The organism is Arthrobacter sp. P4_F10 (assembly GCF_056401435.1).
In genome coordinates this window covers 1-24846 of the sequence record NZ_JBFUJJ010000006.1, presented here as the reverse complement: position 1 = coordinate 24846, position 24846 = coordinate 1, and the positions used below count along the sequence as shown (strand labels likewise).

The following is a 24846-nucleotide window of genomic DNA, read 5'->3' as shown; positions in this document are numbered from 1 at the left end:
CTCCCCGCGGGACCGCCGCGTCTGGAACAGGCGGCAGGACAAACAGACGGAAGGAGACAGCTTGGAACGTCTGACCGGAATCAGCACCTGGGTCTGGGAATCCCCCTTGACCGACTCCAACCTCCCCGGACTCCTCGCAAAAATCGCCGCCATAGGGTTTGACGCCGTCGAACTTCCGCTGGAAAACGAGGGCGACTTCACGCCCGCAGCGGTACGGGAATCCCTCGCGGGAAACGGGCTCAAACCGTTCGTGGTGGGGGCCATGGCACCGGGGCGGGACCTCGTAGCCGCGGATCAGGCTTCCGTGGAAAGGACCCAGGCCTACCTGTCAGCCTGCATCACCATGGCCAGCAGCATCGGCTCGCCCACGGTCTGCGGACCTTTCTATGCCCAAACGGGTCGAGTCTGGCGGATGTCGCGGGAGCAGCGACGCGACGCCTACGCGGAGCTGCGCCGAAACCTCCAGCCGGTCGCGGCCCGGGCCCAGGAGGCGGGCGTGGTGCTGGGCATCGAGCCGCTAAACAGGTATGAAACTTCGCTGATTAACACGGTGGACCAGGCGCTTGAGGCGCTGGGGCCACTGCTCGGGAACGGCGTCGGCCTCGCGCTGGACAGTTACCACCTGCACATAGAGGAGCGTTCGGTGGCCGCGGCGATCCGGGCCGCCGGAGAACATCTGGTGCACGTGCAGGTCTGCGGCAACGACCGCGGTGCCCCCGGCGGGGACCAGACTGATTGGAAAAGCTTCCTGCACGTCCTGAATGAGGTGGGCTACACGGGACCACTCAACATTGAAAGTTTCACCGTCGACAATGCCGCCATTGCGGTCGCGGCATCGATCTGGCGGCCGCTGGCCCCCAGCCAGGACCAGTTGGCGGAAAGTGGCCTCGCTTTCCTGCGCAGCCTGTGAGTGCGCTGCGGGCATGGAGACCGACGCCCGCTAGAGTCTTTTAGGGACAGCCAACGCCGCCGGAGGCGCCGTTTGACGGCGTTGGTCGGAGAGAAAAATCCAGCACTAGCCGGGAGATCCCCCATGACCCACGTACTCCGAAAGGCAACCGCGGACGACGCCGGGAGGCTGGCAGCACTGGCGGCCGTCACCTTCCCGCTCGCGTGCCCGCCGCAATCCCGGCCAGAAGACATCGCGGCACATCTGGCCAATACCCTGAGCGAGCCCAATTTCCGGGCCTATCTGGCGGATCCAGAGGTAACGGTGCTGGTGATCGACGCCGACGGCGAGCTCCGCGGCTACAGCCTGCTGGTGGCCCGCCCCACCCGGGACCCGGAGGTGGCCGCTGTCCTGAGCGAACTGCCGTGCACCGAGCTGAGCAAGTGCTACGTCCACCCGGACCACCACGGGCTCGGCGCCTCGGCCGAACTGATGCACGCCAGCGTCGGCGCGGCCGCGGCGGCCGGCGCCCGAGGGCTCTGGCTCGGCGTGAACAGCCAGAACGCCCGGGCCATCCGGTTCTACGAGAAGTCCGGCTTCCGCAAGGTCGGCACCAAGTCCTTCCAGCTCGGCGACACCGTGGAGCACGACTTCGTGATGGAGCGCCCGGTCGCGCCGTGAGCGCGGGGCCTGTGAGCACGGGTCTGTGGCTGCCAGCCCGTCAGCCGGCGGGCCGTGACGAAGCCGACATGCCGCCGGGGAATGGACCTGGCGCCGGCGGGGTTGTTGCCGGCATGAAGATTGAGATCTGGTCAGACGTCGCCTGCCCCTGGTGCTACATCGGCAAACGCCGTTTCGAAACCGCCCTCGCGGCCTTCCCGCACCGCGATTCCGTGGAGGTGCAGTGGCGCAGTTACCAGCTGGACCCAACGCTCCCGGAGCACTACGACGGCACCGAACTGGACTACCTGAGCACGCGCAAGGGCATGGCGCCGGCACAGGTATCGCAGATGTTCGAGCACGTCGCGGCCCAGGCCAAGGGTGAGGGGCTGAACTACCGGTTCGACGCCGTCGTGGTGGCCAACAGCTTCACCGCCCACCGGCTGATCCACCTCGCCGCCGGCCACGGAAAGCAGGATGCCGCGAAGGAACGCCTGCTCAGCGACCACTTCGAACACGGCAGGGACATCGGCAGCCAGGAGTACCTGACCGCACTGGGCCTGGACCTCGGGCTCGACGCCGGCGAACTGGCGGAACTGTTCAGCACGGACGCCTACTCCGACGCCGTCCGCAACGACATCGCCGAGGCCCGGGCCCTGGGCATCAGCGGCGTCCCGTTCTTCGTGATTGACCGGAAATTCGGGCTCTCGGGCGCCCAGCCTGCGGAAACCTTCAGCGCGGCCCTCGAGCAGGCGTGGCAGGACAGCCACCCGCTGGTCATGGTGGGCGCCGCCGGGTCGGAAGCCGCCGCGGGCGCAACCGCCGGGGGCGCCAGCGGCGCGGGAGCCGCCGCGGACAGTGCCACGGATTCCGGCGCCTGCGGCCCCGACGGCTGCGCCGTCTGAGTCCGCCCCGGCAGGTCGCCTGAGGTTCGGCCGCCTTTTCCCAGCCGGTCCGGCCTAGCGCGGATCCCCGGCCTAGAGTGGAGCATGGACACTTCGGCCGGCCCGGGCGGACGCCGGACCTCCTTGTTTACGGACCACTATGAGCTGACCATGTTCCAGGCGGCTCTGCACTCCGGCGCGGCCCACCGCCGGTCCGTCTTCCAGGCCTTTGCCCGGGGGCTGCCGGCCGGGCGCCGGTACGGCATCGTGGCCGGCACCGGCCGGCTCCTTGAGGGGATCGCGGACTTCCGCTTCGAGGCGGACGACCTCGATTTCCTGGCAGGCACCGGTGTGGTCCAAGAGGATACGCTGGACCAGCTGGCCGCCTTCCGGTTCTCCGGCGACATCTGGGGCTACCCGGAAGGCGAAGCGTATTTCCCGCACTCCCCCGTCCTGATCATCGAATCGACGTTCGCCGAGGCCTGCGTCCTGGAGACCTACGTCCTGTCAGTGCTGAACCATGACAGCGCCATCGCGTCGGCCGCGTCCCGGATGATCAGTGCAGCCGGCGGCAGGCCCTGCATTGAGATGGGCTCACGCCGCACCCACGAGGAAGCTGCCGCCGCAGCGGCCCGCGCGGCCGTGATCGCCGGCTTTTCCGGCACCTCCAACCTGGCTGCCGGGCGGCGCTACGGCCTCCGGACCGTCGGCACCGCCGCCCACTCCTTCACCCTGCTCCACGACTCCGAGCGCGACGCCTTCGCGGCCCAGCTGGCCTCGCTGGGGCCCGGGACCACGCTGCTCGTGGACACGTACGACGTCGAGGCGGCGGTCCGCACCGCCGTCGGCCTCGCCGGAGACAGCCTCGGGGCTATCCGGCTGGACTCCGGGGACCTCGTGGCCCAGGCCCGGTGGGTCCGCGAACTCCTGGACAGCCTCGGCAATGTGCACACCAGGATCGTGGTCACCTCAGACCTGGACGAATTCTCCGTCGCCGCTCTCCGGTCCGCCCCGGCCGATTCCTACGGCATCGGCACTGCGCTCGTGACCGGTTCCGGTGCGCCCACGGCCGGCATGGTCTACAAGCTGGTGAGCCGGGCCGGGGACTCCGGTGAGCTGACTGCCGTGGCGAAGACCTCGAAGGACAAGATCAACATGGGCGGCCGCAAGTTCGCCGTGCGACGCCTCAACGACAGCGGCACCGCCACCCACGAGGTCCTCGGCGTGGGCCACCCGCCGGCCGCCGTCCCGAACGGTCGCCCGCTGCTGCAGCAGTTCATGAAGGATGGCGAAATCCTGCCCGGCTGGACCGGGCCGGACGCCGTGGGGCGGGCCCGGGAGCGGCACACGGCCTCCATGGCAGAGCTGCCCCGGGTGGTGGACAGGCTGCAACCGGGCGAACCGGCCATCCCCACCATCTACGAATAAGGCGGGGAGCAGGCACTCTTCGCGGAGGGGTCTTCGCAAGTCGTTCCAGGCGGGGCCGACGGCCTAGTCTGACGACCGGTGAAGGACAAAGATGCCGCCGTATGCGGGCTGGTCCGATCGCTGCCGATCGCTGTCGGTGTATTCGCTCAGCACAGCGTAGATGCGCCTGATGAGGTCCTCGGCGTCTTTCTCGGAGAGGTGCAGAACGAAGCGTGAGAGGCTGGTGAGCGCATCCGGCCCGGCTTCCGTCAGCTCTTCCCGAAACGCCTCGATCGGTGCCATTGGACCGTCCGGACCAGCTTCACGCAGTAAGGTGTCCAGGTTCCAGGACCGTCCCGTGGAACGATACGGCTTCTCAAGCGCACCGCTGACCCCCGTGCGGACCTCGGCGGGTTCAAGGAATCCGGTTGAGAGCAATTGCCGCACGTGATAAAGCATCGTCCCCGGATCCTGACCCAGCCGATCGGCGAGTTGCTTGTTGGTCAGTTCGTGGAGCCCGCACAGGCGCAGGATCCTCAGGCGCAGCGGATGGGCCAGGGCCTTAATTTCGCGGGCGCTGGCGGCGGGTTTCTTCTCGTTCGCGCTCGTCGGCTCTGCGTCCGTCATGTACCCATCCTACGATCTGATGTACTAATTTCAACCACCTTGAATTTTCTCAATCAATAGGGAATGGTTCACCTATGACTAGTCACTCTGCGCAGGTGCAGGCACGGAGTGATGCGCCGCTGGGTGCGTCCTACTGGAAGCTGTGGACCTCATCCGGGCTGTCCAACCTCGCAGACGGCGTCTTCAAGATCGCGCTGCCGCTGCTGGCCATTCAGTTCACTCAGTCACCCACGCTGATTGCCGGGCTGACCGTCGCAGCCACGCTTCCCTGGCTTCTCTTCGCCCTCACTGCCGGAGCGCTGGCCGACCGGCTGGATAGGCGCAAGCTGATGTTGTGGGCCAACCTCAGCCGCGCGATGCTGCCCGCCTTGCTGGTCGCCGTCGTCCTGCTGGATTTGGGCTCCATTTGGGCTCTGTACATCGTCGCATTGATGGTGGGTGTGGCTGAAACGCTCTACGACACCTCCGCGCAGTCGATCCTGCCCCAGGTGGTGCACAGGGATCAGCTTTCGCGCGCCAACGGCCGGCTCTACGCCGTCGAGCTCACCGCCAACCAGTTCGTTGGTCCACCGCTGGGCGGGCTGCTGGCGGCCATCGGCGTCGTTGCGGGCTTTGCCGCGCCGGCGGCACTGTGGCTTGCGGCCGCCGGTGTCCTGTTCCTGGTCCCGGGAGCTTTTCGCACAGAGCGGGAGGTGAAGACGACACTGCGATTCGACGTTGCTGAGGGTTTGCGGTTCCTCTGGAACCAGAAGATCCTTCGCACGCTCGCGGTGATGACCGGGGTGTTCAACTTCGCATCCAACGCGGCATTCGCGGTCTTGGTGCTGTTTGCCGTGGGCCCGGCTTCAGAAATGGAACTGTCCGAGGTGGGGTTCGGCCTACTTTTGACGACCTCCGCTTTGGGCGCCTTCGTTGGCTCGTTCATCGCCGAACCGGTGGAGTCCAAGCTGGGTAGGTCCAGGTCCCTGACGCTCACGATCTTCGGGGGCGCGCTGCTGGTGGGTGCGCCCGCCATGACCGACAGCCCTTACGTTCTTGGCCCCATCCTCTTTGTGGGCGGCATGCTGATCGTGCTTTGGAACGTCATTACCGTATCCCTGCGCCAGCGCATTACGCCCAACCCCTTGCTGGGCAGAGTCAACAGCGTCTACCGCCTGCTGGCTTGGGGAACCATGCCGCTCGGTGCAGCAGCGGGCGGACTGCTGGCCCAATGGCTGGGCCTGCAGGTCATGTTCGGCATCATGGGAGTGCTGACCCTCGCGCTACTGGGGATGATGCCCATCCTCACGGACAAGGCAATCGCCGCGGCCGACGTCGAATCCTGAGTGGTGTTCCCGCGCCGGCCCGGCCGGAAGTGTCGGGACCGGTGCGTCACCGTTGCACTGGGTCAATGGCCGGGTCCGGTGACGATCTTCTTCCGTTCCGATTCGTGCGCGCCGCCCTTCTTCGCCAGCGTGGAGCACGCCTCTTCGATGTCTCGGGCGAGCGTGTCGACGTGCTCGCGGCTCATCGTTTCCTTGACCAGGGCACGCATGATCGTCACGTCCTGGGCGTTCGGCGGCAGGGTGTAGGCCGGCACCATCCAGCCGCGTTCGGCCGAGAGCTGCCAGGCAATGTCGAACTCGTCGTACCCGGGGTCGGCGGCGAGCCGGAACGCGACCAGGGGAAGTTGCTCCTCGTCGGGGCCGATGATCTCGAACCGGCCCATGGCCTCCAACTTCTCGGCGAGGACGCGGGCGTTGGTCTGCATGTTCTGCATGATGTAGGTGTAACCGGCGCGGCCATAGCGCACGAAGTTGTAGTACTGGGCGAGAACCATCGACGAGCCCGTGGAGAAGTTCAGGGTGAAGGTCGAGTCGGTCTTGCCGAGGTAGTTCTCCTCGAAAACAAGGTCCTTGGCCAGGTCGGCCTTCTCCCGGAAGATCAGCCAGCCGATGCCGGGATAGACCAGTCCGAACTTATGCCCGGAGACATTGATCGAGTGGACCTGCTCGAGCCGGAAGTCCCACTCGGAGTCCGGGTAGAGGAAGGGCCAGACGAACCCCCCACTGGCCCCGTCCACGTGCAACGGCACATCAAGGCCACGCTCACGCTTGATCCGTAGCAGCAGATCGTTGATGCCGGCGATGTCGTCCTTGTGCCCAGTGAACGTCGTACCCAGCACGGCAGCGACACCGATGGTGTTCTCATCGACATGGGCCTGCACGTCCTCCGGGCCGATCGTGTACTTCCCCGGCTGCAACGGCACGATCCGCGGCTCGACGTCGAAGTAGCGGCAGAACTTCTCCCACACGACATGCACGTCGCCGCCGAACACCAGGTTCGGGCTCGACGTCGACGCGCCGGCGGCCTCGCGACGCTTGCGCCAGTTCCACTTCAGGGACAGGCCGCCGAGCATGATCGCCTCGGACGATCCTTGGGTTCGGGCTCCCGTCGTCTCGCCGGGCGCGTGGAAGAGGTCGGCGAGCATCCGAATGCAGCGCTGCTCGATCTCGGCCGTGCGGGGATATTCGGCGTGGTCGATGAAATTGCGGTGCAGGTTCGCGGCGATGATCTGCTGGGCCTGCGGCTCCATCCATGTCGTCACGAAGGTCGCCAGGTTCCGGGCCGGATCACCCTCCAGCGCCAGGTCCTCCGAGACCAGGCGCAAAGCGTCCTCAGCAGGAATGCCGGTCTCCGGGAACTCCCGGCTCGGAACCTCCTGGGTGACGAATCGGTTGCCGAACAGCGCCACGTCGGCATCGGCCGGCTGGAAATTTGCTGACATCACTTCTCCTTCAGAGACTGTTGAAATGGGGTTACGGATGAGCTCCCCGGTGCGCAGGAACCGAGGCGTCGGTGGATTCTGGACTCAGCATCAGAATCGCTCCGGTGAGGAAGCACAGGCCGCCCACGAGTGTGCCGAGATTGGACAGCTCGGCGTTCCACACTTCGCCGCTCGACGGTATGACAAAGGCCGCGACAGCCGAGATGCCGAAGGCAACAGAGCCGGCCACGTTGATCACGCCGATCTTCCATGTCCGCGGCCTGGGCAGGCCGGCGATGGCGCCACGACCGGCGTCCCGCAACGCAACCCCGCTTGAAACGAGGAAGGCGACTGAACCCAGCGCATCGGGTCGCCACACCCGCTGCTCGGTCAGCGCCGCACTGAGATTGTCCCGCAGTGCATTTCCCGTACTCCAGTTGAACCACAGCGTGCCGGCAAGTTGAACCGCGCCAGCGAGCCAGCCGAGATTCCGCGGCGCCCATACCCAAAACGACTGGCGCCGCGTGGCACGCGCGGCCGGGAGCGCGTCAACGGCTTCGCGGTACTGCAGGAACGCCGCGCAGGTGAAGAACAGCGAACCGACGAAGAATGTGGCCGCACACCAGCGCAGTCCCACGGCCTCGGCGTACAACGGCAGCGCCCCCAAGGCGAACAGACTCGAGCCAATGATGAACAACCAGGCGATCCACCGGCCCCGCACGGTCGAACGGTCCGCGCTGGAGATCTCAGTTGCGTGGTCGGCCTTCGTGTGGGCCCGATGTTGAACGCTGCCGGCATCGTCAGGCGCCACGGACGCCGTCGGGCCCTGGCCCGAGCCCGGACCCGGTGCCGGGAGCACGTTGGTGATCACGAAGGACACCGCCACAGCCACCACCACCTGGGGTGTTACGGCCACACCGTCCACTCCCAGCAGCAGCGTGGCCAGCAGCGTCGATGTCAACGGCAGCCGCAGCATGGCTGCGCACATGGCTCCTATGCCCATGCCGATCGCTGCCGCGAGATTCATTCCGGGCAACCCACTCGCAGCAATACCGAGCGCCGCACCGATGAACATCGACGGGAACACGGGACCACCACGGAATGCGCTCAGCGAGAGCCCGTAGGCCAAGGTCTTACAAGCGATCAGCAGGACCAGCACACCAAGCGAGTAGTCCGCGGCGTGTTCGACCAGTTCCGGAAGTGCGTCCTGCCCCGAGAACAACACCTGCGTGAAGCTTCTCCCAGAGATCAACTGGTACGCCATCGCGGTAAGACCAATCAGCAAGCCGAGCGCAGCGGTCACTAACACCCGGTTCAGATGCACAACAGGACGAAGCGACAGCCCGACCCAGCGGATCAACCATCCCAACAGTGCGCCGACCGCGCCCATGACCACCGCCCAGCCCAACGTCGCCAGCGTCGGCGGCTCCGCAGGCGGCACCACAGGCAGCGCCAGCGAGAAGCTGCCCAACCCGGTCCAGCCGTCCAAGCCGACAAACACCAGCGCCCCGACGCCAGAAGCGAGCAGCCCGGGCAGGGCCATCAGACTCAGCGTCATTCCCCCGATCCCGGCGGCCTCCATGATCAGGAACGCACCGAGCACGGGAGACCCGAGCAAGGTACTGATCGCGGCGAAGCTGCCTGCCGACGCCATGATCGTCAGGGCCATCGGCGGAGCGTCCTTCTTCACTAGGTGCACCGCCAACGCCCCGAGGCCGCCACCGATCGCGATCAGCGGCCCCTCGGGCCCGAGCACCGCACCCAGGCTGAGCGTGGTCAGCGCCGCGAGAACGATGCCCACGAGCTCCCGCCCGTTCGGCGGACCGCCGCCCGTCTTGAACCCGAAAGCAGGCGAGTGGCCCCCGGTTCCCGGCAGATACCGGATGGTCAACGCCGTCAACAACCCACACAGCACCAACCACGGAACCGGCCACCACGCGGGAGCAGGACCCCCTAGGACTTGATTCGGCAGCCCGTCGAAGACGTACCGCTGGATCGTCGCGACCAAAGCGAGAAAGCCGTAAGCAATGGCCGAGATGGGAACGCCCAAGACCGCCGCCAGCACGAGCGCAGCGATGTACGACCTGGAACGAATCACGGCGGCCGGATCGAAACTGGCCGGATCGATACTGGGTGGCGGCGCGGCAGGCTCTCTCAATCCCGGCATCGCGGCGCGCCTATGACGATTCGGGTCACTCCGAATGTCCTTCTTCTAGATCGGGTCGACTTGCCCAGCCGGCCACACCGCGAGCCACCGATGATCACCGGGCAGAACATCAGGCTGCCCTCCGGCGCCACGTCACCGACGGCTTCCCAATCAGGCGCGGACTTAGCCAGCGTCCGCCAGAAGGACGGCCCCCAGCAAACGGAGGCGCCGAGAGGACCGAGAGAACGGGTTCGGTGCGCCCGTGGTAACAGTTGAGCATCCCGTCTCCTTCCGCTGGCCGTGCGCTAGACGGCGGGAGCCTATAGTGGGTCGCGCAAGCGATTTGGGCTGGTCAATCACATGCTCTCCAAGCTAACGCTTTCAGTGGGGGCAGTCCTCACCCAATGCGGGTGAAAAAGAACCAAAGAACCCCGACGTCCTTCGGGGACGTCGGTGTGAGTGAAACAGGCGCTGGGGTTCCCCATGGGGATGAGTGGCGGTGGCAGGGTCAGCGAGAGTAGCGAGCCTGTTCAGTATCAGTGGGATAGAAGCAATGGCCAGCCGGAGTTTTACCGGGGCTATTTTGTACCGCCGACCTCGGCCGATCAGGTGCCGCTTTCCCTCGACGAGGGTGTCACGGGCTTCCTTTTGTCCTACGGGATCAGCGGGCTTGCAGTCCGCACGGCAGAGACGACGTCGAGGATCCCGCGGGTGGTCGCGGCCGCATCCTCCTGCTCGCTAATCAAAGACGCATGGGTGGCGCCGTTGATGACGCGGTGCAGGCTGTTGGTCGAGAGAGAGGCAAGGGCTTCCTGCGAAGCCGCCCAGCCGGGCGCGTTCCCACTGCCGGCCGTCAGAACTACCAGCGGCATATTGGTGAAGTTCCTCAACGCGGCAGCTTGCTGCACCGAGGAGCCCGCATGAATGTACTCGTCGATCGTGCTGCGTAAGTGGTTGGGTGTCATGCCGAGCAACCGGCCGATGCCAAGTCGAGCTGCGCTCGAGACCAGTGCGGAGGCACGGTTCATCGTGTCGTCGGACTCCGAGCGAGAGGGGTGTGCTGATTCCGAGTCCCATGCTGGTGCGGTTGAGTCCACCAGGACCAATCCGGCTACGTCCTCGGGAAAGCTGGCAGCGAAAGTGAGTGCGTAGAGGCCCCCGAATGAATGCCCCGCCAGCACATACGGTCCTGACTCGTTCCCGCGCTGCAGCAACGTGTGGAGATCGGTCGCGATCTGCGCGCCCTCCTGCGCGGTCCTCGCTGAATCGCTCCACCCGCGTCCTGCCCTGTCGTAGACGCACACCCGGGTGTCACGGGCAACGGCCGGTGCGATCAATGCGAGGTCAGACGACGCTTGGCCTGCGCCCGGTTCGAGCACGACGGTAGGGCTGCCCGAGCCGGTGCAGTTGAGGTACAGGCGGTGTCCGCCGACGTCGATCAACTGGCCCTGCACTGGAGAGGCCCCCGCATCCGCCGCTTCGCGCACGGTTTCGTAGCCGCTACCCAGTGAAGCCAGAACCAGCATCGCGATCACTGGGTACAGCAGCACGCGCCCGCTCCGGCTACGAAGCTGCCGATTGGCTTGAGAGCCTGTCCAGAGCGCTAACACCATCAAAGCGGGGGGCCATACCCAGGCGAGCACTTCCTGCGCTGGGGAGCCGAACGCCAGCAAAAGGAAACCGCCCAGCCCGATGAAAAGCGCTGGAGCCACCGCCCACTTCTGTGGTTGCTCCGTGAACCTCACCGACAACACAGCCACCATTGCCCATCCCAGCGAAAGCCCCAACAGGATGGCCCCGGTCACGCTGCTCTGGGTTGCTGGAATGAACGGGGCGACGGCCAGCAGCAGTGCAGCGAGGACCCCGGTAATCAATGAGCTGGCTACGATCCAGCCGAGGTGTCCATTCTGGGAAGGATCAGCGCCGGGCGGACGGTCCTGGCCCGTGGATGTGGAGCCCGTGGGAGGGGCTGCCGTCAATTCCTGCCTCGCAGGGAAGAGTGTCATGCGCTAATGCTGTCATTCGCCGGCAGCGGAAGTGCACGGCAAAAATGCCCTGCATGGAAAGGATTCTGCCCACCTGGTGCCTTCGTGAGTACAGTGATTCTATGCACCGAGTTGTCGCCCTGGCACTGCCGGATGTGGTCGCTTTTGACCTTGCCATTCCAGCGCAGATTTTCGGCCACGAGGATGAACGGGGACGGTACTCCTTCCGGGTCTGCGCAGCCCAGCCTGGCCTGGTGCCGACGACGTCCGGATATTCCATCCTGGCCGCTGACGGTTTGGGTGCCCTTCTATCCGCGGATACGGTCGTGGTGCCCGGCTACGCACCGCTGAACGATCCACCCGCGGAGGTCTGTGTGGCGCTGCGTCAGGCAGCGGCCAACGGAGCCCGCATGGTGTCTGTATGCACAGGCGCTTTCGCCCTCGCTGCTGCAGGTCTCTTGGACGGCAAGCGGGCAACCACCCACTGGAGAAACGCCGAACGTCTTCAGACCCTGTACCCGGGAGTCGCCGTCGACGCAGACGTCCTGTACATAGACCAAGGCAGCGTCAGCACCAGCGCCGGGGTAGCGGCAGGCATAGACCTATGTCTGCACCTGGTCCGCAAGGACTATGGAACGGAGGCGGCCAACAGCATTGCACGACGGATGGTAGTGGCCCCGCACCGGGAAGGGGGCCAAGTCCAGTTCATGGAACGTGCGGTCGCCGCGCCTTTGGCCCTCTTCGCCGACACCTGCGCCTGGGCAAGGCAGAACCTGGCTGAACCGCTCACAGTCGACGACCTGGCCGCCCACGCCGGCTGGGCACCCAGGAGCTTCACACGCAAATTTACGGCCGAAGCAGGAATGACACCTTTGAGGTGGCTAAACGATCAACGGATAGGCGAAGCATGCCGGCTCTTGGAAACCACCGATCTGACTGTACAGGCGGTTGCCTCCAGGACTGGTTTGGGAACGACAGCAAATTTCCGGCTCCACTTCACCCGGAAATTTAACACCACACCCTCAAGCTACCGTCGCCTCTACCAAGGCAGGAACCGGCACGCTGCACCAACCTAAAACCCCCTTCCTGGCGGTGCCGTCTCTTAAATGTCACGCGCCCGGCCGTGTCACAGTCCGCCACTCGGCTGCTTTGGTGACAGATCGCGCTAAAGTGTCCGTATGCCCAGGATTTCGGCCGCGAACAACGCCGCCCAACGTGCCGAGACCCAGCGCCGCATCCTGACCGCTTTCGGGGAACTCCTGTTCACCCACGGGCTGCCCGGCCTGACCATGACGGACGTCGCACGCCACGCCCAGATCGGCCGGACCGCCGTCTACAACTACTACGCGGACATCGAAGAACTCCTGATCGCCTACGCCCTGGATGAGACGGAACGGTTCCTGCTCGACCTGCGCGAATCGCTCGATGCGCTGGAGAACCCGGTGGAGCGGCTGGCCGTCTACGTCCGGGCCCAGGTGGAGGACCTGAGCCGGCGCCACCTGCCGCCGGGGCCGGCCATGGCGGCGGTGCTCTCGCCGTCGTCGTTCGCCAAGCTCGCGGACCACGTGGGTGAGCTCAGCGTGCTCCTGCGGGGGATCCTGCGCGACGGCATGACCCAGGGCTACCTGCCCGAGTCGGACGTCGCCCAGCTCGCCCAGCTCATCCACGGCACGCTTTCCTCGAGCGCTGCCCGGGGCGACGGTGCGGGACAGGACGCCGAGGCTGAGGCGCGGCTGGCCCGGACGGTGCGGTTCATCCAGCTGGGCGCCGGGGCCAGGTTCGACGACGCCGGCCGGCCGGTCCGCGCCAACAGTTAAGCCGCGTGCCCTAACTGCGTGCCCTAGCCCGCCGCGGGCGTGGCCGTCGGCAGGATGGGCAGGGTGGTGTCATCCACGATGCGCCGGTCCTCGCGGGGGCAGCTGAGCTGGCCCGGCGTCTGGTCCACGAGTTCCGGCTTGGCCAGTTCCTTGAAGTCGCCGGTAATGATGACGTCCACGCTCGGGTCCGTGCGGCCGTCCTGGACATAGTCCGAGCCGGGCAGGTTGCGCTGGACGCTGAAGGCAGCCGACTGGCCGGCGGCGCCGGAGACGACCAGCGCCACGCCGCGGTAGCTCGACGTCGTGTTCCCCACCGCGCCCACGAGGAACTTCCGGGCGACGAGCTGATCGGCCACGCTCCGGGCCAGGCCCGGCCGGCTCGTGGAGTTGTAGACGTTGACGCTGACCTTATCCGGCGGCGTGTAGTCGTAGGTGGCCGCCGGGCACACCGACACTGCCGCCTTGCTCCGCTCCGCCGCGGGCAGCTTGATCTGGCCGTTCATGATGGCGAGGGCCACCACGATCGCCGCCGCGAGCAGGCCGACAAGCATCACCAGGACCACGCCGTGCAGGATCCTGCGCCGCAGCCGGACGGGGTTGTCTGCCGTGTCGTCCTGCTCCACGAACGTGGCCCGCAGCTCGGAGCCACTGATGACGCGGTGCCCATGCAGGACTCGGACGTCTCGCGGCTTCCTAGCCATTTATCACGAGGACTCGCGCGTGGATTGCGGTGCGCTGGTGCAACGCGGTGCGGACTGCCCGGTGCAGGCCGTCTTCAAGGTAGAGGACGCCGCGGTATTCCACGACGTGCGGGAAGAGGTCGCCGAAAAACGTGGAGTCCTCGGCCAACAGGGCTTCAAGGTCCAGCGTGCGCTTCGTGGTCACCAGCTCATCAAGCCGGACCGGACGCGGCGGCAGGGCCGCCCAGTCCTTGGGCGTGGTGTAACCATGGTCGGGGTACGGGCGTCCCTCGCCCACAGCTTTGAATATCACCATGCCAGCCTAGGGAACTTGGACGCCTGAAGGAATCAAGTTCCGCGGGCGGCGTGAGGTTGTGGCCAAACAGTAACCATCTGTCACACGATGCTTCGCCGCCTGTCACTTCCAGCGCGGGCCGCCGATCTTCTGCACTGTTCACACAAACGGTCCGCGCGGCTGACAGAATAGCCGTATGACTTCACCCGAGACTGCCCCTGTTCCGTCGCCGTCTGCCCCTGTGCTGGCGCTGCTGCTCGACGTCGACGGTCCGGTCGCGAGCCCGGTCACCCGCGAAGTGCAGCCCGGCATCATCGCGGATCTGGTGGCCCTGGCCGCCGCCGGCGTGCCGGTCATCTTCAACACCGGCCGGTCGGACGCGTTCATCCGCGAACAAGTCATGGAACCGATGATTGCTGCCGGGATGCCCGCCGGCACCGTCATCCACGCCATCTGCGAAAAGGGCGCCGTCTGGTTCAGCTACACCGCGGAAGGCCCCGGACCGGTCCACGTGGATCATGAACTCGCCATCCCGCAGGCCTTCGGCGACGACGTCCGCCGCCTGGTCGCCGAGGACTACTCCGCCCACATGTTCTACGACGAAACCAAGCGGGCCATGGTCTCCGTGGAGCAGCACATCGCCGTCGCCAACCCTGACTACCGGGCCGAGCAGGAACTCTTCGACGCCGACGCCATGGGCATCATGGCACGGCACGGGCTCGGTGTGGTGCGGCTGGACCACCACGTCCCCGATTCGGATGACCAGATCGATTTCCGCGTCGATCCGACCATCATCTCCACCGATATCGAATCGGTCCGGCTGGGCAAAGACCTGGGCGCGAGCCGGGCAGTGGAGTTCCTGGCCGCACAGGGCATCACGCCGCAGGCCTGGCGCACGGTGGGCGATTCCCGCACGGACTACGCCATGGCCGACTGGCTGCACTACAACGACCACGCCGTGAAGCACGTGGACGTCCGGCCCGCGGACGGCATCCCGGTCAAACCCTACGAGGTTCTCACCGCCGCTGATTTGGGGCTCGGCGAGGACGTCATCCACGACGACGCCGGTGGCGCCTTCCTGCACCACTGGCTGGCCGTCGTCACCGGCTGAGGCCCGTTCCGCCGTCACATTCCGTCGTCATGCACCGCAGGTGCCGGCCGGTTTTCCGCGGCAATTTTGAGGCCCGCGTTATCATGCAAGTAGACACCAACGCACTCAAAGAAGCGGGAGATCAGACATTACCGAAGCAGCGATCCAAGACGAGATTTACTATGGCAGTCAGGCATCCGCGGAAGCCCACGCCGAGATCACGTCGGCGGCCGCCGTCGCCAGATTCCGGACCCGCTCCGATGTTGTCCGCCGCCGCGGCCGCTATGCGCTGATCAACGAGAACCGCACGCCGTACCAGGCCATGGTCGAGGACCTGATGTTCCTGCGTTCCGTCATGGCCGGCGCCGGCATCAGCTACTTGCTGGTCCGCGGCAACAACCACCGCCCGGTCGTCGCCGTCGACTGGAAGGACCGCAAGGAACTCCGCGACGCTCTTGTAGAGGCGTGCCGCGACGAGCCGTTCTATTCCATGAGCGTGGACGCCAAGAAGAAATCCTCTGTGCTGGTGGCCGACGGTGAGCTTTCACCGAACCGCCAGTCCCGGATCTTCCGGCTGTACCGGCCCAGGGTGGAGCCGGAGGGCGGCTTTGAATTCGGGGCTTCCGCCGGCGTCCAGCTGGAGCTCTGGAGCTTCGAGGGCGATCAGCTGATCCTGCCGATCGAGAACTCCCTGACGCGCCGCACCATGCTGGCCCAGGACGCGGTGCGCGGCACGGTGGAACGCTACGGCCACACGTGGCCCACCATCGAGAACATGTTCGCGGACCACGCGAGCGACATCAGCTTCGACATCGACCTCGTGTTCTCATGGGTTGACGGCAGCTCCCCCGAGTACATCGCAGCCCGCCGAGCCCGCATGGCCGGCGTGGTGGTGGGCGAGGGAGATGACCACGAGGCCCGCTTCCGCCAGATCGATGAGCTCAAGTACGCCCTGCGTTCGGTCTACATGTTCGCGCCGTGGATCCGCCGGATTTTCATCGCCACGGACTCCCCCACGCCGTCATGGCTGGCGGACCACCCCAGCGTGACGATCGTCCGCAGCGAAGAGTTTTTCGCCGACACTTCGGTTCTGCCCACGCACAATTCGCAGGCCGTGGAATGCCAGCTGCACCACATCGAGGGACTCTCCGAGCACTTCCTGTATTCGAACGACGACATGTTCTTCGGCCGCGCCGTGGGGCCGGACATGTTCTTCACCCCCGGCGGCATCACGAAGTTCATCGAGGCCGAGACCCGGATCGGGCTGGGGGATAACGACGCCGAACGCAGCGGCTTTGAGAACGCCGCCCGGGTGAACCGCAAGCTGCTGTGGAACCGCTTCGGCCGCATTACCACCCGGCACCTGGAGCACACGGCGGCCCCGCTGCGGCGCAGCGTGGTCGAGCAGATGGAACAGGAGTTCCCGGCCGAGTTTGCCAAGACCGCGGCGAGCACGTTCCGGGCCGCGGACAACATCTCCGTTACCAATTCGTTCTACCACTACTACGCGTTGCTCACGGGCCGGGCCGTGACCCAGACGGCTGCCAGGGTGAGATATGTGGACACCACGGCGCGTGCGGGCCTGAACTACCTGCCCAAGCTCCTGGCCAAGCGGAACATGGACTTCTTCTGCCTCAACGACGGCAGCTTCCCGGAGGTCCCCGCGGAAGAGCGGGCCGAGCTGGTCACGGATTTCCTGGAGAAGTACTACCCCATCAAGGCGCCCTGGGAGAAGTAACGAACCGTGACCAAAGCGGGCGCCGCCTCGTTCAGGCAGTGATGACGCCAGCCAGGGATTGCATCAGTTCAGGGTGGTGAACCTGCGGGGCGCCGGCGTCCGGGCCGGGGCCTCGAGCTTGGCCTGCTCCGGGATGGAAATCCCGGCGGCCGCGAGCCGGCGCTGGACTTCCTCAGGAGAGACAAGCTCGCCGACGGCCGGGGTGTCGCCGAGCAGCGCCACTGAGTGCACGATCGTGTGTTCGTAGACGTGGACCAGGTTGAACGCCTGCCCGCCGTCGCGGCCACGGGTGCCGCCCACCGGAACGTTCAGGTCCTGGGTGTAGCAGGTGGCTGAGGCCACGGACACGGGGATACCCGCGAATGTTGCGGTGGTCGAGTAGTGCAGGTGGCCGCCCAGGATGGCGCGGACATCGGAGTTGCGCAGGACACCGGCAAGCGCCGACTGGCCCCGGAGCTCCACGAGCACGGCAAGATCCAGCACGGACGGCACCGGTGGGTGGTGCAGGGCCAGGATGGTCCCGTCCGGGGCCGGCGTGGCCAGCTCAGCAGCGAGCCAATCCAGCTGGTCGTGGCTCAATTCGCCATGGTGGAAGCCGGGCACGGAGGTGTCCAGGGTGATGATGCGCAGCCCGTTGACGAAGTAGCTGTGGTCCACCGGCGTGTCATTGTCGGCCTGGTCCAGGAGCCCGGCCCGGAAGTTGGCCCGGTTGTCGTGGTTGCCCATCGCCCAGATGACCTTCGCCCCCAAGGCTTTGCAGGCCGGATCCACGATTGCGCGGAGCTTGGCATATGCCTCGGGTTCCCCGAGATCAGCCAGGTCCCCCGTGAAGATCACGGCTTCGGGGCGTGCACCCGAGGCGTGGACCTCCTCGAAAAGCTGCCTGAGCAGGGCTTCGCTGTCCACGACGCCGTGCAAGGGTTGCGGACCCCCCAGCAAGTGGGGGTCGCTCAGGTGAAGTAAGAAATGACGTGGCCGGGGGTGCTCGGCCTCGATGCGCTCCATTGCTGCCTTCTTGGTTGGGTGGAAGCGGTGCCTCCAGTGTCCCTCTCAGTAAGAACTATCCAACCAGACATTAGGCAAACAATGTAAAAACTGGGACAGGCATATTGGAAAATCGCGCGTTAACAGGTGGCGTGCCCTCACATGCTCCTGCAGGCATATGCGGGACGCGGCCGCCCGGCGGCACTCCCAAAACCCCGGTTCAGCGGGGCGGGGCCGGCAGTGCCGCCGGGTTGGGGTTGCGCTAGCTGAGGTAGCCGTTCGGGTTGAGCACGAACTTCGTCGCCGCGCCGGCGTCGAATTCGGCGTACCCCTTCGGCGCGTCCTCCAGGGCAATGGCCTTCGCGTTGACGTTCTTGGCGATGTGTACCTTGTCGTGCAGGATGGCCATCATCAGCTGCCGGTTGTATTTCATGACCGGACACTGTCCCGTGGTGAAGCTGAGCGATTTCGCCCAGCCCGTTCCGAGGCTGAGCGACAGCGAGCCTTTCCGTGCAGCCTCGTCTATGCCGCCCGGGTCGCCGGTGACGTAGAGCCCGGGGATGCCGAGGGCGCCGCCGGCGGCCGTGACTTCCATGAGGGAGTTCAGGACGGTTGCCGGGGCTTCCTGGGCTCCGGCACCGTGGCCCCTGGCCTCGAAGCCTACGGCATCAACGCCGCAGTCGACTTCCGGGACGCCGAGGAGCTGCTCGATTTGCTCCGCCGGGCCGCCCTTGCTCAGGTCGACGGTCTCGCAGCCAAAGCTGCGCGCCTGGGCCAAACGGTCCGCGTTCAGGTCCCCCACAATCACGACGGCGGCACCCAGCAGGTGCGCGCTGGTCGCCGCGGCCAGGCCTACGGGGCCCGCGCCAGCGATGTAGACGGTGGAGCCGGGGCCGACGCCCGCGGTGACCGCGCCATGGAATCCGGTCGGGAAGATGTCCGAGAGCATGGCCAGGTCCATGATTTTTTCAAGGGCCCGGTCCTTGTCGGGGAACTTCAGCAGGTTCCAATCGGCGTACGGCACCAGGACGTAGTTGGCCTGGCCGCCGACCCAGCCGCCCATGTCCACGTAGCCGTAGGCGCTGCCTGGCCGGTCGGGGTTGACGTTCAGGCAGATGCCCGTCTTGCGTTCCTTGCAGTTCCGGCAGCGCCCGCAAGCGATGTTGAACGGGACGGAACAGATGTCCCCCACTTTGATGAATTCAACGTCCGGCCCCACTTCCACCACTTCGCCGGTGATCTCGTGCCCAAGCACCAGGTCAGGGGGGGCTGTGGTGCGTCCCCGGACCATGTGCTGGTCCGAGCCGCAGATGTTGGTGGCAACGGTCTTGATGATGGCGCCGTGGCGCACCTGCCGGCCGACGTTGGCGGGATTGACCCCCGGGCCGTCCTTGAGTTCAAAGGTGGGGTAGTCAATGTCTATCAGTTCGACTTTTCCCGGCCCCTTGTAGGCAACGGCTTTGTTCCCTGTCATCTCATTCCTCCTGCGTTCACGGACCCACACGGGGCCCTGCTGTGATTGACGAAGTGTTTGATGCGCCCTCCGCAGGGACACTTCGGCCGCACTGCCGAAGGGCGGCTGTCAGGGATGACTGCGCCGTGGATGTGCCCGGAATGTTGGAGGGTTCGGCCAGTCTAGGGGGTAAGCATGCTTAGGGATAGAGGCTGCGGAATCGGAAGGCGGGCCGGGGCTGTTTCAGTCCAGGGCGGACTGAACAGCGTCGATGATCTCCGGTGAGTCCGGCTCCACGGTGGGCGCAAAGCGGGCGATGACCTCGCCGTCGCGGTTCACGAGGAACTTCTCAAAGTTCCACTTCACCAGGCCGGGCAGGAGCCCGTTCTTGAACTTGGTGAGCTCGGCGTAGAGCGGGTGCTGGTTCTTTCCCCGGACGCTGGACTTGACTGTCAGCGGGAAGGTCACGCCGAAATTGCGCTGGCAGAACTCGGCGATCTCTGCGTCGCCGCCGGGCTCCTGCCCGGCGAACTGGTTGCAGGGGACGCCGAGGACCTGGAAGCCTTGGCCGCGGAACTTGTTGTGCAGTGCCTCGAGTCCTGCGTATTGGGGCGTAAAACCGCACTCGGACGCCACGTTGACCACCAGAACCACCTCTCCCCTGAAGCGGCCAAAATCGGTCTCGGTCCCGTCGATGAGGGTCAAGGGAATGGAGTGCAGAGCTGTCATGGAGCGCGTCCTTGCGATATCGGTGGTCCGGAGCCGGGGTTCGGAACTGTTCCCCCCATTATCCGGCACCGAGGCGTGCGGGTATGGGTGCGCATCCCGGACCCGACGCTGGGCCGGTAACTGGGTCCCGACCCGGCGTCTAACGGCTGGGCGTCGAAGTGGGCGTCGGTGAGGGCTTCGTTGTCACTGCTTTGGTGGCCGACTGCGTGGTCGTCGTGGGCTTCGGCTCATCGGCTGGCGCGGTGACCGGGGCCGGCTGCACAGTGATTGGGGCCGGCGCCAGGGGCCGGCTCGGCGGCGCGGCGCTGCCCGCAGCCTCTGTCGCGGCCGCGGAGGCCGTCGCGGGCGCGGAGGGCGTCGGATTTATCGACGGCATGACCGGCACCGGAGCTGACGGCTTGGCGGGAATTGTTCCCGTCGGGGTTGGGGTGGGCGTCGGGGCGGCAGGGGCGGTCGTCGCGGCAGTTCCGGTCGGCGTCGGCTTCGCGGAGGCAGTGCCGGTCGGCGACGGCGTCGCGGAGGCAGTGCCGGTCGGCGACGGCGTCGGCTTCGCGGAGGCAGTGCCGGTCGGCGACGGCGTCGGCTTCGCGGAGGCAGTGCCGGTCGGCGTCGGCGTCGGTGTAGCGGAGGCAGTGCCGGTCGGCGTCGGTTTCGAGGTGGCGGAAGGCTTTGCCGACGGTTTGTTGGCGGCGGCTTCGGTGGCTGCTGCTGAGGCACTCGCTGACGGCTTGGCGGCCACCGCGGCGGGCTGTTCCTGAACGCCGCCGGCCACCACGTGGGTCAGATCCTCCCGGACAGGAATCGCCCAGCCAATCCCCGCGTTGGTTGCCTTGCCGGCGTCGGGTGCGTAGCTGGTCATGTCCATCGGGCTGAGCTGATCCATCTGCTTGATGGGGAGCAACGTCCAGTCCCGGGGATTGGTGTGGGAGCCGTTGAGGATCGTTTCGAAATGTAGGTGGCAGCCGGTGGAGGAGCCGGTGGTACCCACCCGGGCAATGACCTCCCCCACCCGCACGGAGTCGCCCTTCTTGACCGCGATCGCCTCCAGGTGGTTGTACGTGGTGATGAGCCCGTTGCCGTGGTCGATTTCCACCCGGTTGCCGCCGCCCCAGGGATGCCACCCTACGGCCCTCACCACGCCGGCGTCGGCGGAGTAGACCCTGGTGCCGCACGATGCCGCGAAGTCCTGGCCCCAATGGAATTCGCCCGCGAATCCCGTCAGGGGGCTGGTGCGCAGCCCGAACGGGGACGACGGCACGAGCGATTCCAGCGGGGCCATGAGGAAACCGGCCGCGGGCCGGCTCAGGACCGCCGAGGCCACATTGAGCTCGCCACGCACTCCTTCCCTGGTGACCGTGTCCACCGTGCTCCGGCTGAAGGCCAGGAGCGCCAGGGCGTCGGCAGTGACTGTGCCGGGAGTCCCCGCAGCACCGGTAGCGGCGGAGTGGGCCTGCGGGTCCAGGGTTTCGCGCCCCACCGCGCCGGCGGGCGGCATGGCGGCGGTCGGGATGGCGGCGGGCGCCCCGTAGGACGCGAAGGCGCTCAGCCCCTGAAAGCCACCGAATGCCAGAACGGCCAGGGACAGGCACAGGCCTCCGGATACGCAGCGCACGGCAATGGTCCGCGCCCTGGCTGACTGCTCACTCGATGAGTTTCCCCAGTGTTTTCCCACGATGTGACTCCCGCACTATGTCCGCCAGACCCCAATCGTCACGGACTCACCCCCCTATGTGACCACAGACGGCCGGGTCTGTGAACCGTCAGCACGCACCTTTTGCGGTACCAATCAGAGAACCACGGATATCCCCAGTAGCTGGCCGGTGGCGGCCCAGTAGTCCTCCGCGGAATTGCAGGTGCCGGGCGCCGGGGAGAAGGTAGCAAAGGAGCGGGCGCAAGGACCGGCGGGGACGGGACCCAGGCATCCACGGAATCGTGGCGGCGGCGTTGACCCAGTTGTTGAAGCTAGAGGGCGGGACTTCGTCGGGGATCAGCTGCTGCATCGGCTGCCGCCTGACCTGGGCCCGACGGGCCCAGGTCAGGCGGCACCGCCCTCCCGTCGGCGCCCGACGCAGCACTGCGATGGCTGGTGTCAAGGCGCCGGAGCACCATTGACCGGCAGCGCAACAACGGTGACCATCTTCGAACTCGTGCCCTCGACGCCGGCATTATCAGTGACCGTCAAACGGACCGTGTATGTCCCCGCCTTCCCGTAACTGTGCCGCACCGTCGGCCCGGTTCCCGCAAGCGAGTCATCACCAAAGTCCCAGGCATAGGAAACCACCGACCCATCATCCGAGGAACCGGACCCATCAAAAACAACATCGAGACCCGAGACCGTCTCAGCAATCAAAGACACCGGAGCAGCATTGACCGGCAGCGCAACAACGGTGACCATCTTCGAACTCGTGCCCTCGACGCCGGCATTATCGGTAACCGTCAAACGGACCGTGTATGTCCCCGCCTTCCCGTAACTGTGCCGCACCGTCGGCCCGGTTCCCGCAAGCGAGTCATCACCAAAGTCCCAGGCATAGGAAACCACCGACCCATCATCCGAGGAACCGGACCCATCAAAAACAACATCGAGACCCGAGACCGTCTCAGCAATCAAAGACACCGGAGCACGATTGGGGTCTCCCTGCGGTCTACCCGGGTCCTGCCTCTTGTCAGGCAACGCATAAACCGGCGGCTCCGGCGGGGGTGGAACATCCTCCTCGGAGGTGCCTCCCGTAACGGCGTGCGAGTTGTCCTCGGACACGGGGATGGCCCAGCTCGTAGCACTCCTGGGGCCGTTCGCGCCGGCGGCGTAGCTGATCATCTCGATGTTCCCGAGTTTGTCGATCTGCTTAGTTGGCAAGAGTGTCCATTTGAGCGGATTGGCGTGGTGACCATCCTTTATAGTCTCGAAATGGAGGTGGCAGCCGGTGGACGAGCCCGTGGTGCCCACCTTTGCGATAACTTCGCCTACCTCGACGGATTCACCCTTTTTTGCGGCGATTTCCTGCAGGTGGTTGTAGGTGGTGATCAGCCCGTTTTGGTGGTCAACTTCTACTCGGTTGCCACCGCCCCACGGGTGCCACCCCACCGCCCGTACCGTGCCGCCGTCGGCCGCGTAAACCCTGGTGCCGCACGGCGCGGAATAGTCCTGGCCCCAGTGAAACTCGCCCGCCTTACCAGTGAGTGGACTGATTCGGAACCCGAAGTGCGACGTTGGAGTCAGCGTCTCAAGGGGAGCCATCAGGGTCCCGGCAGGCGGACGCCGCAATCCAGCCGATGCAAGATTCAGCTCGTGTTTGCCGTCCTTGGAAGCCGTCCTAACGCTTGAACGGCTATAGGGTACGAGGGCATGCACATCGGAAGGAAACACTCCCGTTGCGGAAATGGCAGTTCCGGTCGTCCTTTGTGTGGAGCCGCGGTCGGGAGGAGCGGAGGGTGGGCCGTTGACTCCAAGCGCAATCATCGTCAGCGCCGATGCCGCACAAATGCCCAGTATCCGCGCAAACTTTTTCCAAGGTCCACTAGCCTTTTCGGGTCCGCTTCCCGAGCGATTTCCCACGATGCGACTCCCGCAGTATGCCCGCCAGACCCCAATCTCGACGGGTTACGCTCCCATGGGAACACGGGTGAATGCATACGCGAGCTCCGATCGGCACGCTTTTAGGGCACTTCGGGCAGTCGTTTCGGGCACTCCGGGCCACCGTTCGACCAAGGATTCTACATACGCGAGAATTAACCATGCGCAATGTCCTCAGGGAATGGCAGGCCGAACTCAAACAAACGTTCACCGGGACGCGCGATTCCGTGCCCGAGTGGGTGCCGCACCTGGCCGAGGGCGACGACGCCGGCTATCATTTGCCCGGCTCGGCAGTCTGGGCCGTGCACGGGGACATGCCAACCATCGTGGCGGGAATCCGGGCGCTTCTGATGCAGGCGCTCCACCCCGGTGCGTTGGCCGGAGTCCACGATCACTCCCGTTTCCGCGAAGACCCCCTGGGCCGGCTGGCGGGCACTATCCGCTGGATCTTCACCGTTTCCTATGGCTCCACGGAAACGGCCAAGGCGGCGTCGGACTGGGTGCTTCGGCTTCACCGGACTGTGCGGGGAGAATTCGTGGACGGCCACGGCATCCGGCGCAGTTATGCGGCCAACGATCCCGAACTGCTCCGCTGGGTTCACATCGCCTTCACCGACGCGTTCCTCTCCGCCCACAAACTGTGGGGTCGGCCGATTCCTGGCGGACCTGATGCCTATGTCCGTGAGTGGGCCCAAGCCGGGCGGCTGATGGGCGTAGAGGCCCCTCCGCTGAGCGAAGCGGAAATGCGGCAGCAGCTGAACCGCTGGTACGACGACGGCGAGCTCCGCTGCGACGAACGGGTCACCGAGACGGTGGCATTCATTCGCGACCCGCCGCTCCACCCCGCGCTCAGGCCTGGCTACCGGGTGCTGTTCGCGGCCGCCGTGACAAGCCTCGAACCCAGGTACCGCGAGCTCCTGGGCCTGCGGACCGCGCGGCTGGGCCCGATTCCGCTGCCGGTAACCCTGGCCACCAGGGCCACCCTCGCGGTGGTGCATCTTGCCCTCGGCCGGGTGGGGCCGAGCGAGCAGGCTGCCCGGGCCCGCCTGCGCCGGCTGGGCTACAGGGCTTGAGACTGGGCCAGCGGCGGGGTGGGGTGCCGGGCATGTGGGGCCGCTGGGCCGGGGCGGCCGGTGGGGCTGCAG

Annotated in this window: 21 protein-coding genes; 10 read left to right on the top strand and 11 right to left on the bottom strand. The window is 66.1% G+C overall.

Going from position 1 to position 24846, the window contains the following annotated elements; translation table 11 throughout:
* Window positions 1-61: 61 nt before the first annotated feature.
* From AC1DR1_RS09110 to AC1DR1_RS09095, 4 genes are all read left to right on the top strand, one after another.
* Window positions 62-910, top strand: a complete 849-nt coding sequence (locus AC1DR1_RS09110; protein ID WP_229993676.1) for a sugar phosphate isomerase/epimerase family protein — start codon at window positions 62-64, stop codon at window positions 908-910.
* A 123-nt stretch (window positions 911-1033) separates the two neighbouring features.
* Window positions 1034-1570 carry a GNAT family N-acetyltransferase gene (locus AC1DR1_RS09105; RefSeq protein ID WP_229993677.1) on the top strand — a complete coding sequence of 179 codons (537 nt, stop codon included), beginning with the start codon at window positions 1034-1036 and terminating at the stop codon, window positions 1568-1570.
* Window positions 1571-1683: 113 nt separating this feature from the next.
* Complete coding sequence (locus tag AC1DR1_RS09100; protein ID WP_229993678.1) at window positions 1684-2454, top strand: DsbA family oxidoreductase; 771 nt, start codon at window positions 1684-1686, stop codon at window positions 2452-2454.
* Window positions 2455-2538: 84 nt separating this feature from the next.
* Complete coding sequence (locus tag AC1DR1_RS09095; protein ID WP_364748419.1) at window positions 2539-3861, top strand: nicotinate phosphoribosyltransferase; 1323 nt, start codon at window positions 2539-2541, stop codon at window positions 3859-3861.
* Window positions 3862-3924: 63 nt separating this feature from the next.
* Here AC1DR1_RS09095 and AC1DR1_RS09090 read toward each other — a convergent pair whose 3' ends face one another.
* Window positions 3925-4467, bottom strand: a complete 543-nt coding sequence (locus tag AC1DR1_RS09090; RefSeq protein ID WP_476992483.1) for an ArsR/SmtB family transcription factor — start codon at window positions 4465-4467, stop codon at window positions 3925-3927.
* Between the two features lie 74 nt (window positions 4468-4541).
* Between AC1DR1_RS09090 and AC1DR1_RS09085 the strand changes: the two genes are divergently transcribed.
* The gene (locus tag AC1DR1_RS09085) at window positions 4542-5792 is read left to right on the top strand and encodes an MFS transporter (protein ID WP_476992482.1); all 1251 of its coding nucleotides are present in this window, start codon (window positions 4542-4544) and stop codon (window positions 5790-5792) included.
* Window positions 5793-5854: 62 nt separating this feature from the next.
* On the opposite strand, the gene gad is transcribed toward AC1DR1_RS09085, so the two are convergent.
* The 3 genes from gad to AC1DR1_RS09070 all read right to left on the bottom strand — a co-directional run bounded on the left by gad (window position 5855) and on the right by AC1DR1_RS09070 (window position 11365).
* A complete protein-coding gene (gene gad, locus AC1DR1_RS09080; protein ID WP_364748424.1) occupies window positions 5855-7234 on the bottom strand; it encodes a glutamate decarboxylase in 1380 nt (459 codons plus the stop codon).
* Window positions 7235-7265: 31 nt separating this feature from the next.
* Window positions 7266-9380 (bottom strand): chloride channel protein, encoded by a 2115-nt coding sequence (locus AC1DR1_RS09075; protein ID WP_229993685.1) that lies wholly within the window; start codon window positions 9378-9380, stop codon window positions 7266-7268.
* A gap of 632 nt (window positions 9381-10012) precedes the next feature.
* A complete protein-coding gene (locus AC1DR1_RS09070) occupies window positions 10013-11365 on the bottom strand; it encodes an alpha/beta fold hydrolase (protein ID WP_476992481.1) in 1353 nt (450 codons plus the stop codon).
* Between the two features lie 101 nt (window positions 11366-11466).
* Here AC1DR1_RS09070 and AC1DR1_RS09065 point away from each other — a divergent pair, with 101 nt between their 5' ends.
* Window positions 11467-12420, top strand: coding sequence for a GlxA family transcriptional regulator (locus AC1DR1_RS09065; RefSeq protein ID WP_229993687.1), 954 nt, complete (start codon window positions 11467-11469; stop codon window positions 12418-12420).
* A gap of 102 nt (window positions 12421-12522) precedes the next feature.
* Entirely contained in the window at window positions 12523-13161 is a 639-nt protein-coding gene (locus AC1DR1_RS09060) for a TetR/AcrR family transcriptional regulator (protein WP_229993688.1), read from the top strand.
* Window positions 13162-13184: 23 nt separating this feature from the next.
* Here the strand turns inward: AC1DR1_RS09060 and AC1DR1_RS09055 are convergent, their stop codons facing one another.
* Together AC1DR1_RS09055 and AC1DR1_RS09050 are read right to left on the bottom strand one after the other, a co-directional pair.
* Window positions 13185-13862, bottom strand: a complete 678-nt coding sequence (locus AC1DR1_RS09055; RefSeq protein ID WP_229993690.1) for a LytR C-terminal domain-containing protein — start codon at window positions 13860-13862, stop codon at window positions 13185-13187.
* On the bottom strand, window positions 13855-14154 hold the full coding sequence (locus tag AC1DR1_RS09050; protein WP_026266597.1) for a type II toxin-antitoxin system VapB family antitoxin: 300 nt from the start codon (window positions 14152-14154) through the stop codon (window positions 13855-13857). Before AC1DR1_RS09050 ends, AC1DR1_RS09055 begins: the two co-directional genes overlap by 8 nt.
* Before the next feature lie 178 nt (window positions 14155-14332).
* Here AC1DR1_RS09050 and AC1DR1_RS09045 point away from each other — a divergent pair, with 178 nt between their 5' ends.
* Together AC1DR1_RS09045 and AC1DR1_RS09040 are read left to right on the top strand one after the other, a co-directional pair.
* Window positions 14333-15247: a Cof-type HAD-IIB family hydrolase gene (locus tag AC1DR1_RS09045; RefSeq protein WP_229993691.1), complete on the top strand. Its 915-nt coding sequence runs from the start codon at window positions 14333-14335 to the stop codon at window positions 15245-15247.
* 301 nt (window positions 15248-15548) lie between these two features.
* Window positions 15549-16964 (top strand): stealth family protein, encoded by a 1416-nt coding sequence (locus AC1DR1_RS09040; RefSeq protein ID WP_414645562.1) that lies wholly within the window; start codon window positions 15549-15551, stop codon window positions 16962-16964.
* A gap of 63 nt (window positions 16965-17027) precedes the next feature.
* On the opposite strand, the gene AC1DR1_RS09035 is transcribed toward AC1DR1_RS09040, so the two are convergent.
* The 5 genes from AC1DR1_RS09035 to AC1DR1_RS09015 form a co-directional block, all read right to left on the bottom strand.
* Window positions 17028-17969 (bottom strand): phosphodiesterase, encoded by a 942-nt coding sequence (locus AC1DR1_RS09035; protein ID WP_364748432.1) that lies wholly within the window; start codon window positions 17967-17969, stop codon window positions 17028-17030.
* Window positions 17970-18210: 241 nt separating this feature from the next.
* The gene (fdhA, locus tag AC1DR1_RS09030) at window positions 18211-19422 is read right to left on the bottom strand and encodes a formaldehyde dehydrogenase, glutathione-independent (protein ID WP_229993694.1); all 1212 of its coding nucleotides are present in this window, start codon (window positions 19420-19422) and stop codon (window positions 18211-18213) included.
* Between the two features lie 222 nt (window positions 19423-19644).
* Entirely contained in the window at window positions 19645-20130 is a 486-nt protein-coding gene (locus AC1DR1_RS09025) for a glutathione peroxidase (RefSeq protein WP_229993695.1), read from the bottom strand.
* Window positions 20131-20269: 139 nt separating this feature from the next.
* On the bottom strand, window positions 20270-21802 hold the full coding sequence (locus tag AC1DR1_RS09020; protein WP_476992480.1) for a M23 family metallopeptidase: 1533 nt from the start codon (window positions 21800-21802) through the stop codon (window positions 20270-20272).
* 417 nt (window positions 21803-22219) lie between these two features.
* Window positions 22220-23365: a PKD domain-containing protein gene (locus AC1DR1_RS09015; RefSeq protein WP_476992479.1), complete on the bottom strand. Its 1146-nt coding sequence runs from the start codon at window positions 23363-23365 to the stop codon at window positions 22220-22222.
* A 497-nt stretch (window positions 23366-23862) separates the two neighbouring features.
* Between AC1DR1_RS09015 and AC1DR1_RS09010 the strand changes: the two genes are divergently transcribed.
* Complete coding sequence (locus tag AC1DR1_RS09010) at window positions 23863-24774, top strand: oxygenase MpaB family protein (protein ID WP_229996224.1); 912 nt, start codon at window positions 23863-23865, stop codon at window positions 24772-24774.
* Window positions 24775-24846: the final 72 nt, after the last annotated feature.

Excerpts from the sequence above, each read along its gene's own strand:
- AC1DR1_RS09105 (WP_229993677.1), top strand. The coding sequence starts at position 1,034 with ATGACCCACGTACTCCGAAAGGCAACCGCGGACGACGCCGGGAGGCTG.
- AC1DR1_RS09100 (WP_229993678.1), top strand. The coding sequence starts at position 1,684 with ATGAAGATTGAGATCTGGTCAGACGTCGCCTGCCCCTGGTGCTACATC.
- AC1DR1_RS09095 (WP_364748419.1), top strand. The coding sequence starts at position 2,539 with ATGGACACTTCGGCCGGCCCGGGCGGACGCCGGACCTCCTTGTTTACG.
- AC1DR1_RS09090 (WP_476992483.1), bottom strand. The coding sequence starts at position 4,467 with ATGACGGACGCAGAGCCGACGAGCGCGAACGAGAAGAAACCCGCCGCC.
- AC1DR1_RS09085 (WP_476992482.1), top strand. The coding sequence starts at position 4,542 with ATGACTAGTCACTCTGCGCAGGTGCAGGCACGGAGTGATGCGCCGCTG.
- gad (WP_364748424.1), bottom strand. The coding sequence starts at position 7,234 with ATGTCAGCAAATTTCCAGCCGGCCGATGCCGACGTGGCGCTGTTCGGC.
- AC1DR1_RS09075 (WP_229993685.1), bottom strand. The coding sequence starts at position 9,380 with ATGCCGGGATTGAGAGAGCCTGCCGCGCCGCCACCCAGTATCGATCCG.
- AC1DR1_RS09070 (WP_476992481.1), bottom strand. The coding sequence starts at position 11,365 with ATGACACTCTTCCCTGCGAGGCAGGAATTGACGGCAGCCCCTCCCACG.
- AC1DR1_RS09065 (WP_229993687.1), top strand. The coding sequence starts at position 11,467 with ATGCACCGAGTTGTCGCCCTGGCACTGCCGGATGTGGTCGCTTTTGAC.
- AC1DR1_RS09060 (WP_229993688.1), top strand. The coding sequence starts at position 12,523 with ATGCCCAGGATTTCGGCCGCGAACAACGCCGCCCAACGTGCCGAGACC.
- AC1DR1_RS09055 (WP_229993690.1), bottom strand. The coding sequence starts at position 13,862 with ATGGCTAGGAAGCCGCGAGACGTCCGAGTCCTGCATGGGCACCGCGTC.
- AC1DR1_RS09045 (WP_229993691.1), top strand. The coding sequence starts at position 14,333 with ATGACTTCACCCGAGACTGCCCCTGTTCCGTCGCCGTCTGCCCCTGTG.
- AC1DR1_RS09040 (WP_414645562.1), top strand. The coding sequence starts at position 15,549 with ATGGTCGAGGACCTGATGTTCCTGCGTTCCGTCATGGCCGGCGCCGGC.
- AC1DR1_RS09035 (WP_364748432.1), bottom strand. The coding sequence starts at position 17,969 with ATGGAGCGCATCGAGGCCGAGCACCCCCGGCCACGTCATTTCTTACTT.
- fdhA (WP_229993694.1), bottom strand. The coding sequence starts at position 19,422 with ATGACAGGGAACAAAGCCGTTGCCTACAAGGGGCCGGGAAAAGTCGAA.
- AC1DR1_RS09025 (WP_229993695.1), bottom strand. The coding sequence starts at position 20,130 with ATGACAGCTCTGCACTCCATTCCCTTGACCCTCATCGACGGGACCGAG.
- AC1DR1_RS09015 (WP_476992479.1), bottom strand. The coding sequence starts at position 23,365 with ATGGCTCCCCTTGAGACGCTGACTCCAACGTCGCACTTCGGGTTCCGA.
- AC1DR1_RS09010 (WP_229996224.1), top strand. The coding sequence starts at position 23,863 with ATGCGCAATGTCCTCAGGGAATGGCAGGCCGAACTCAAACAAACGTTC.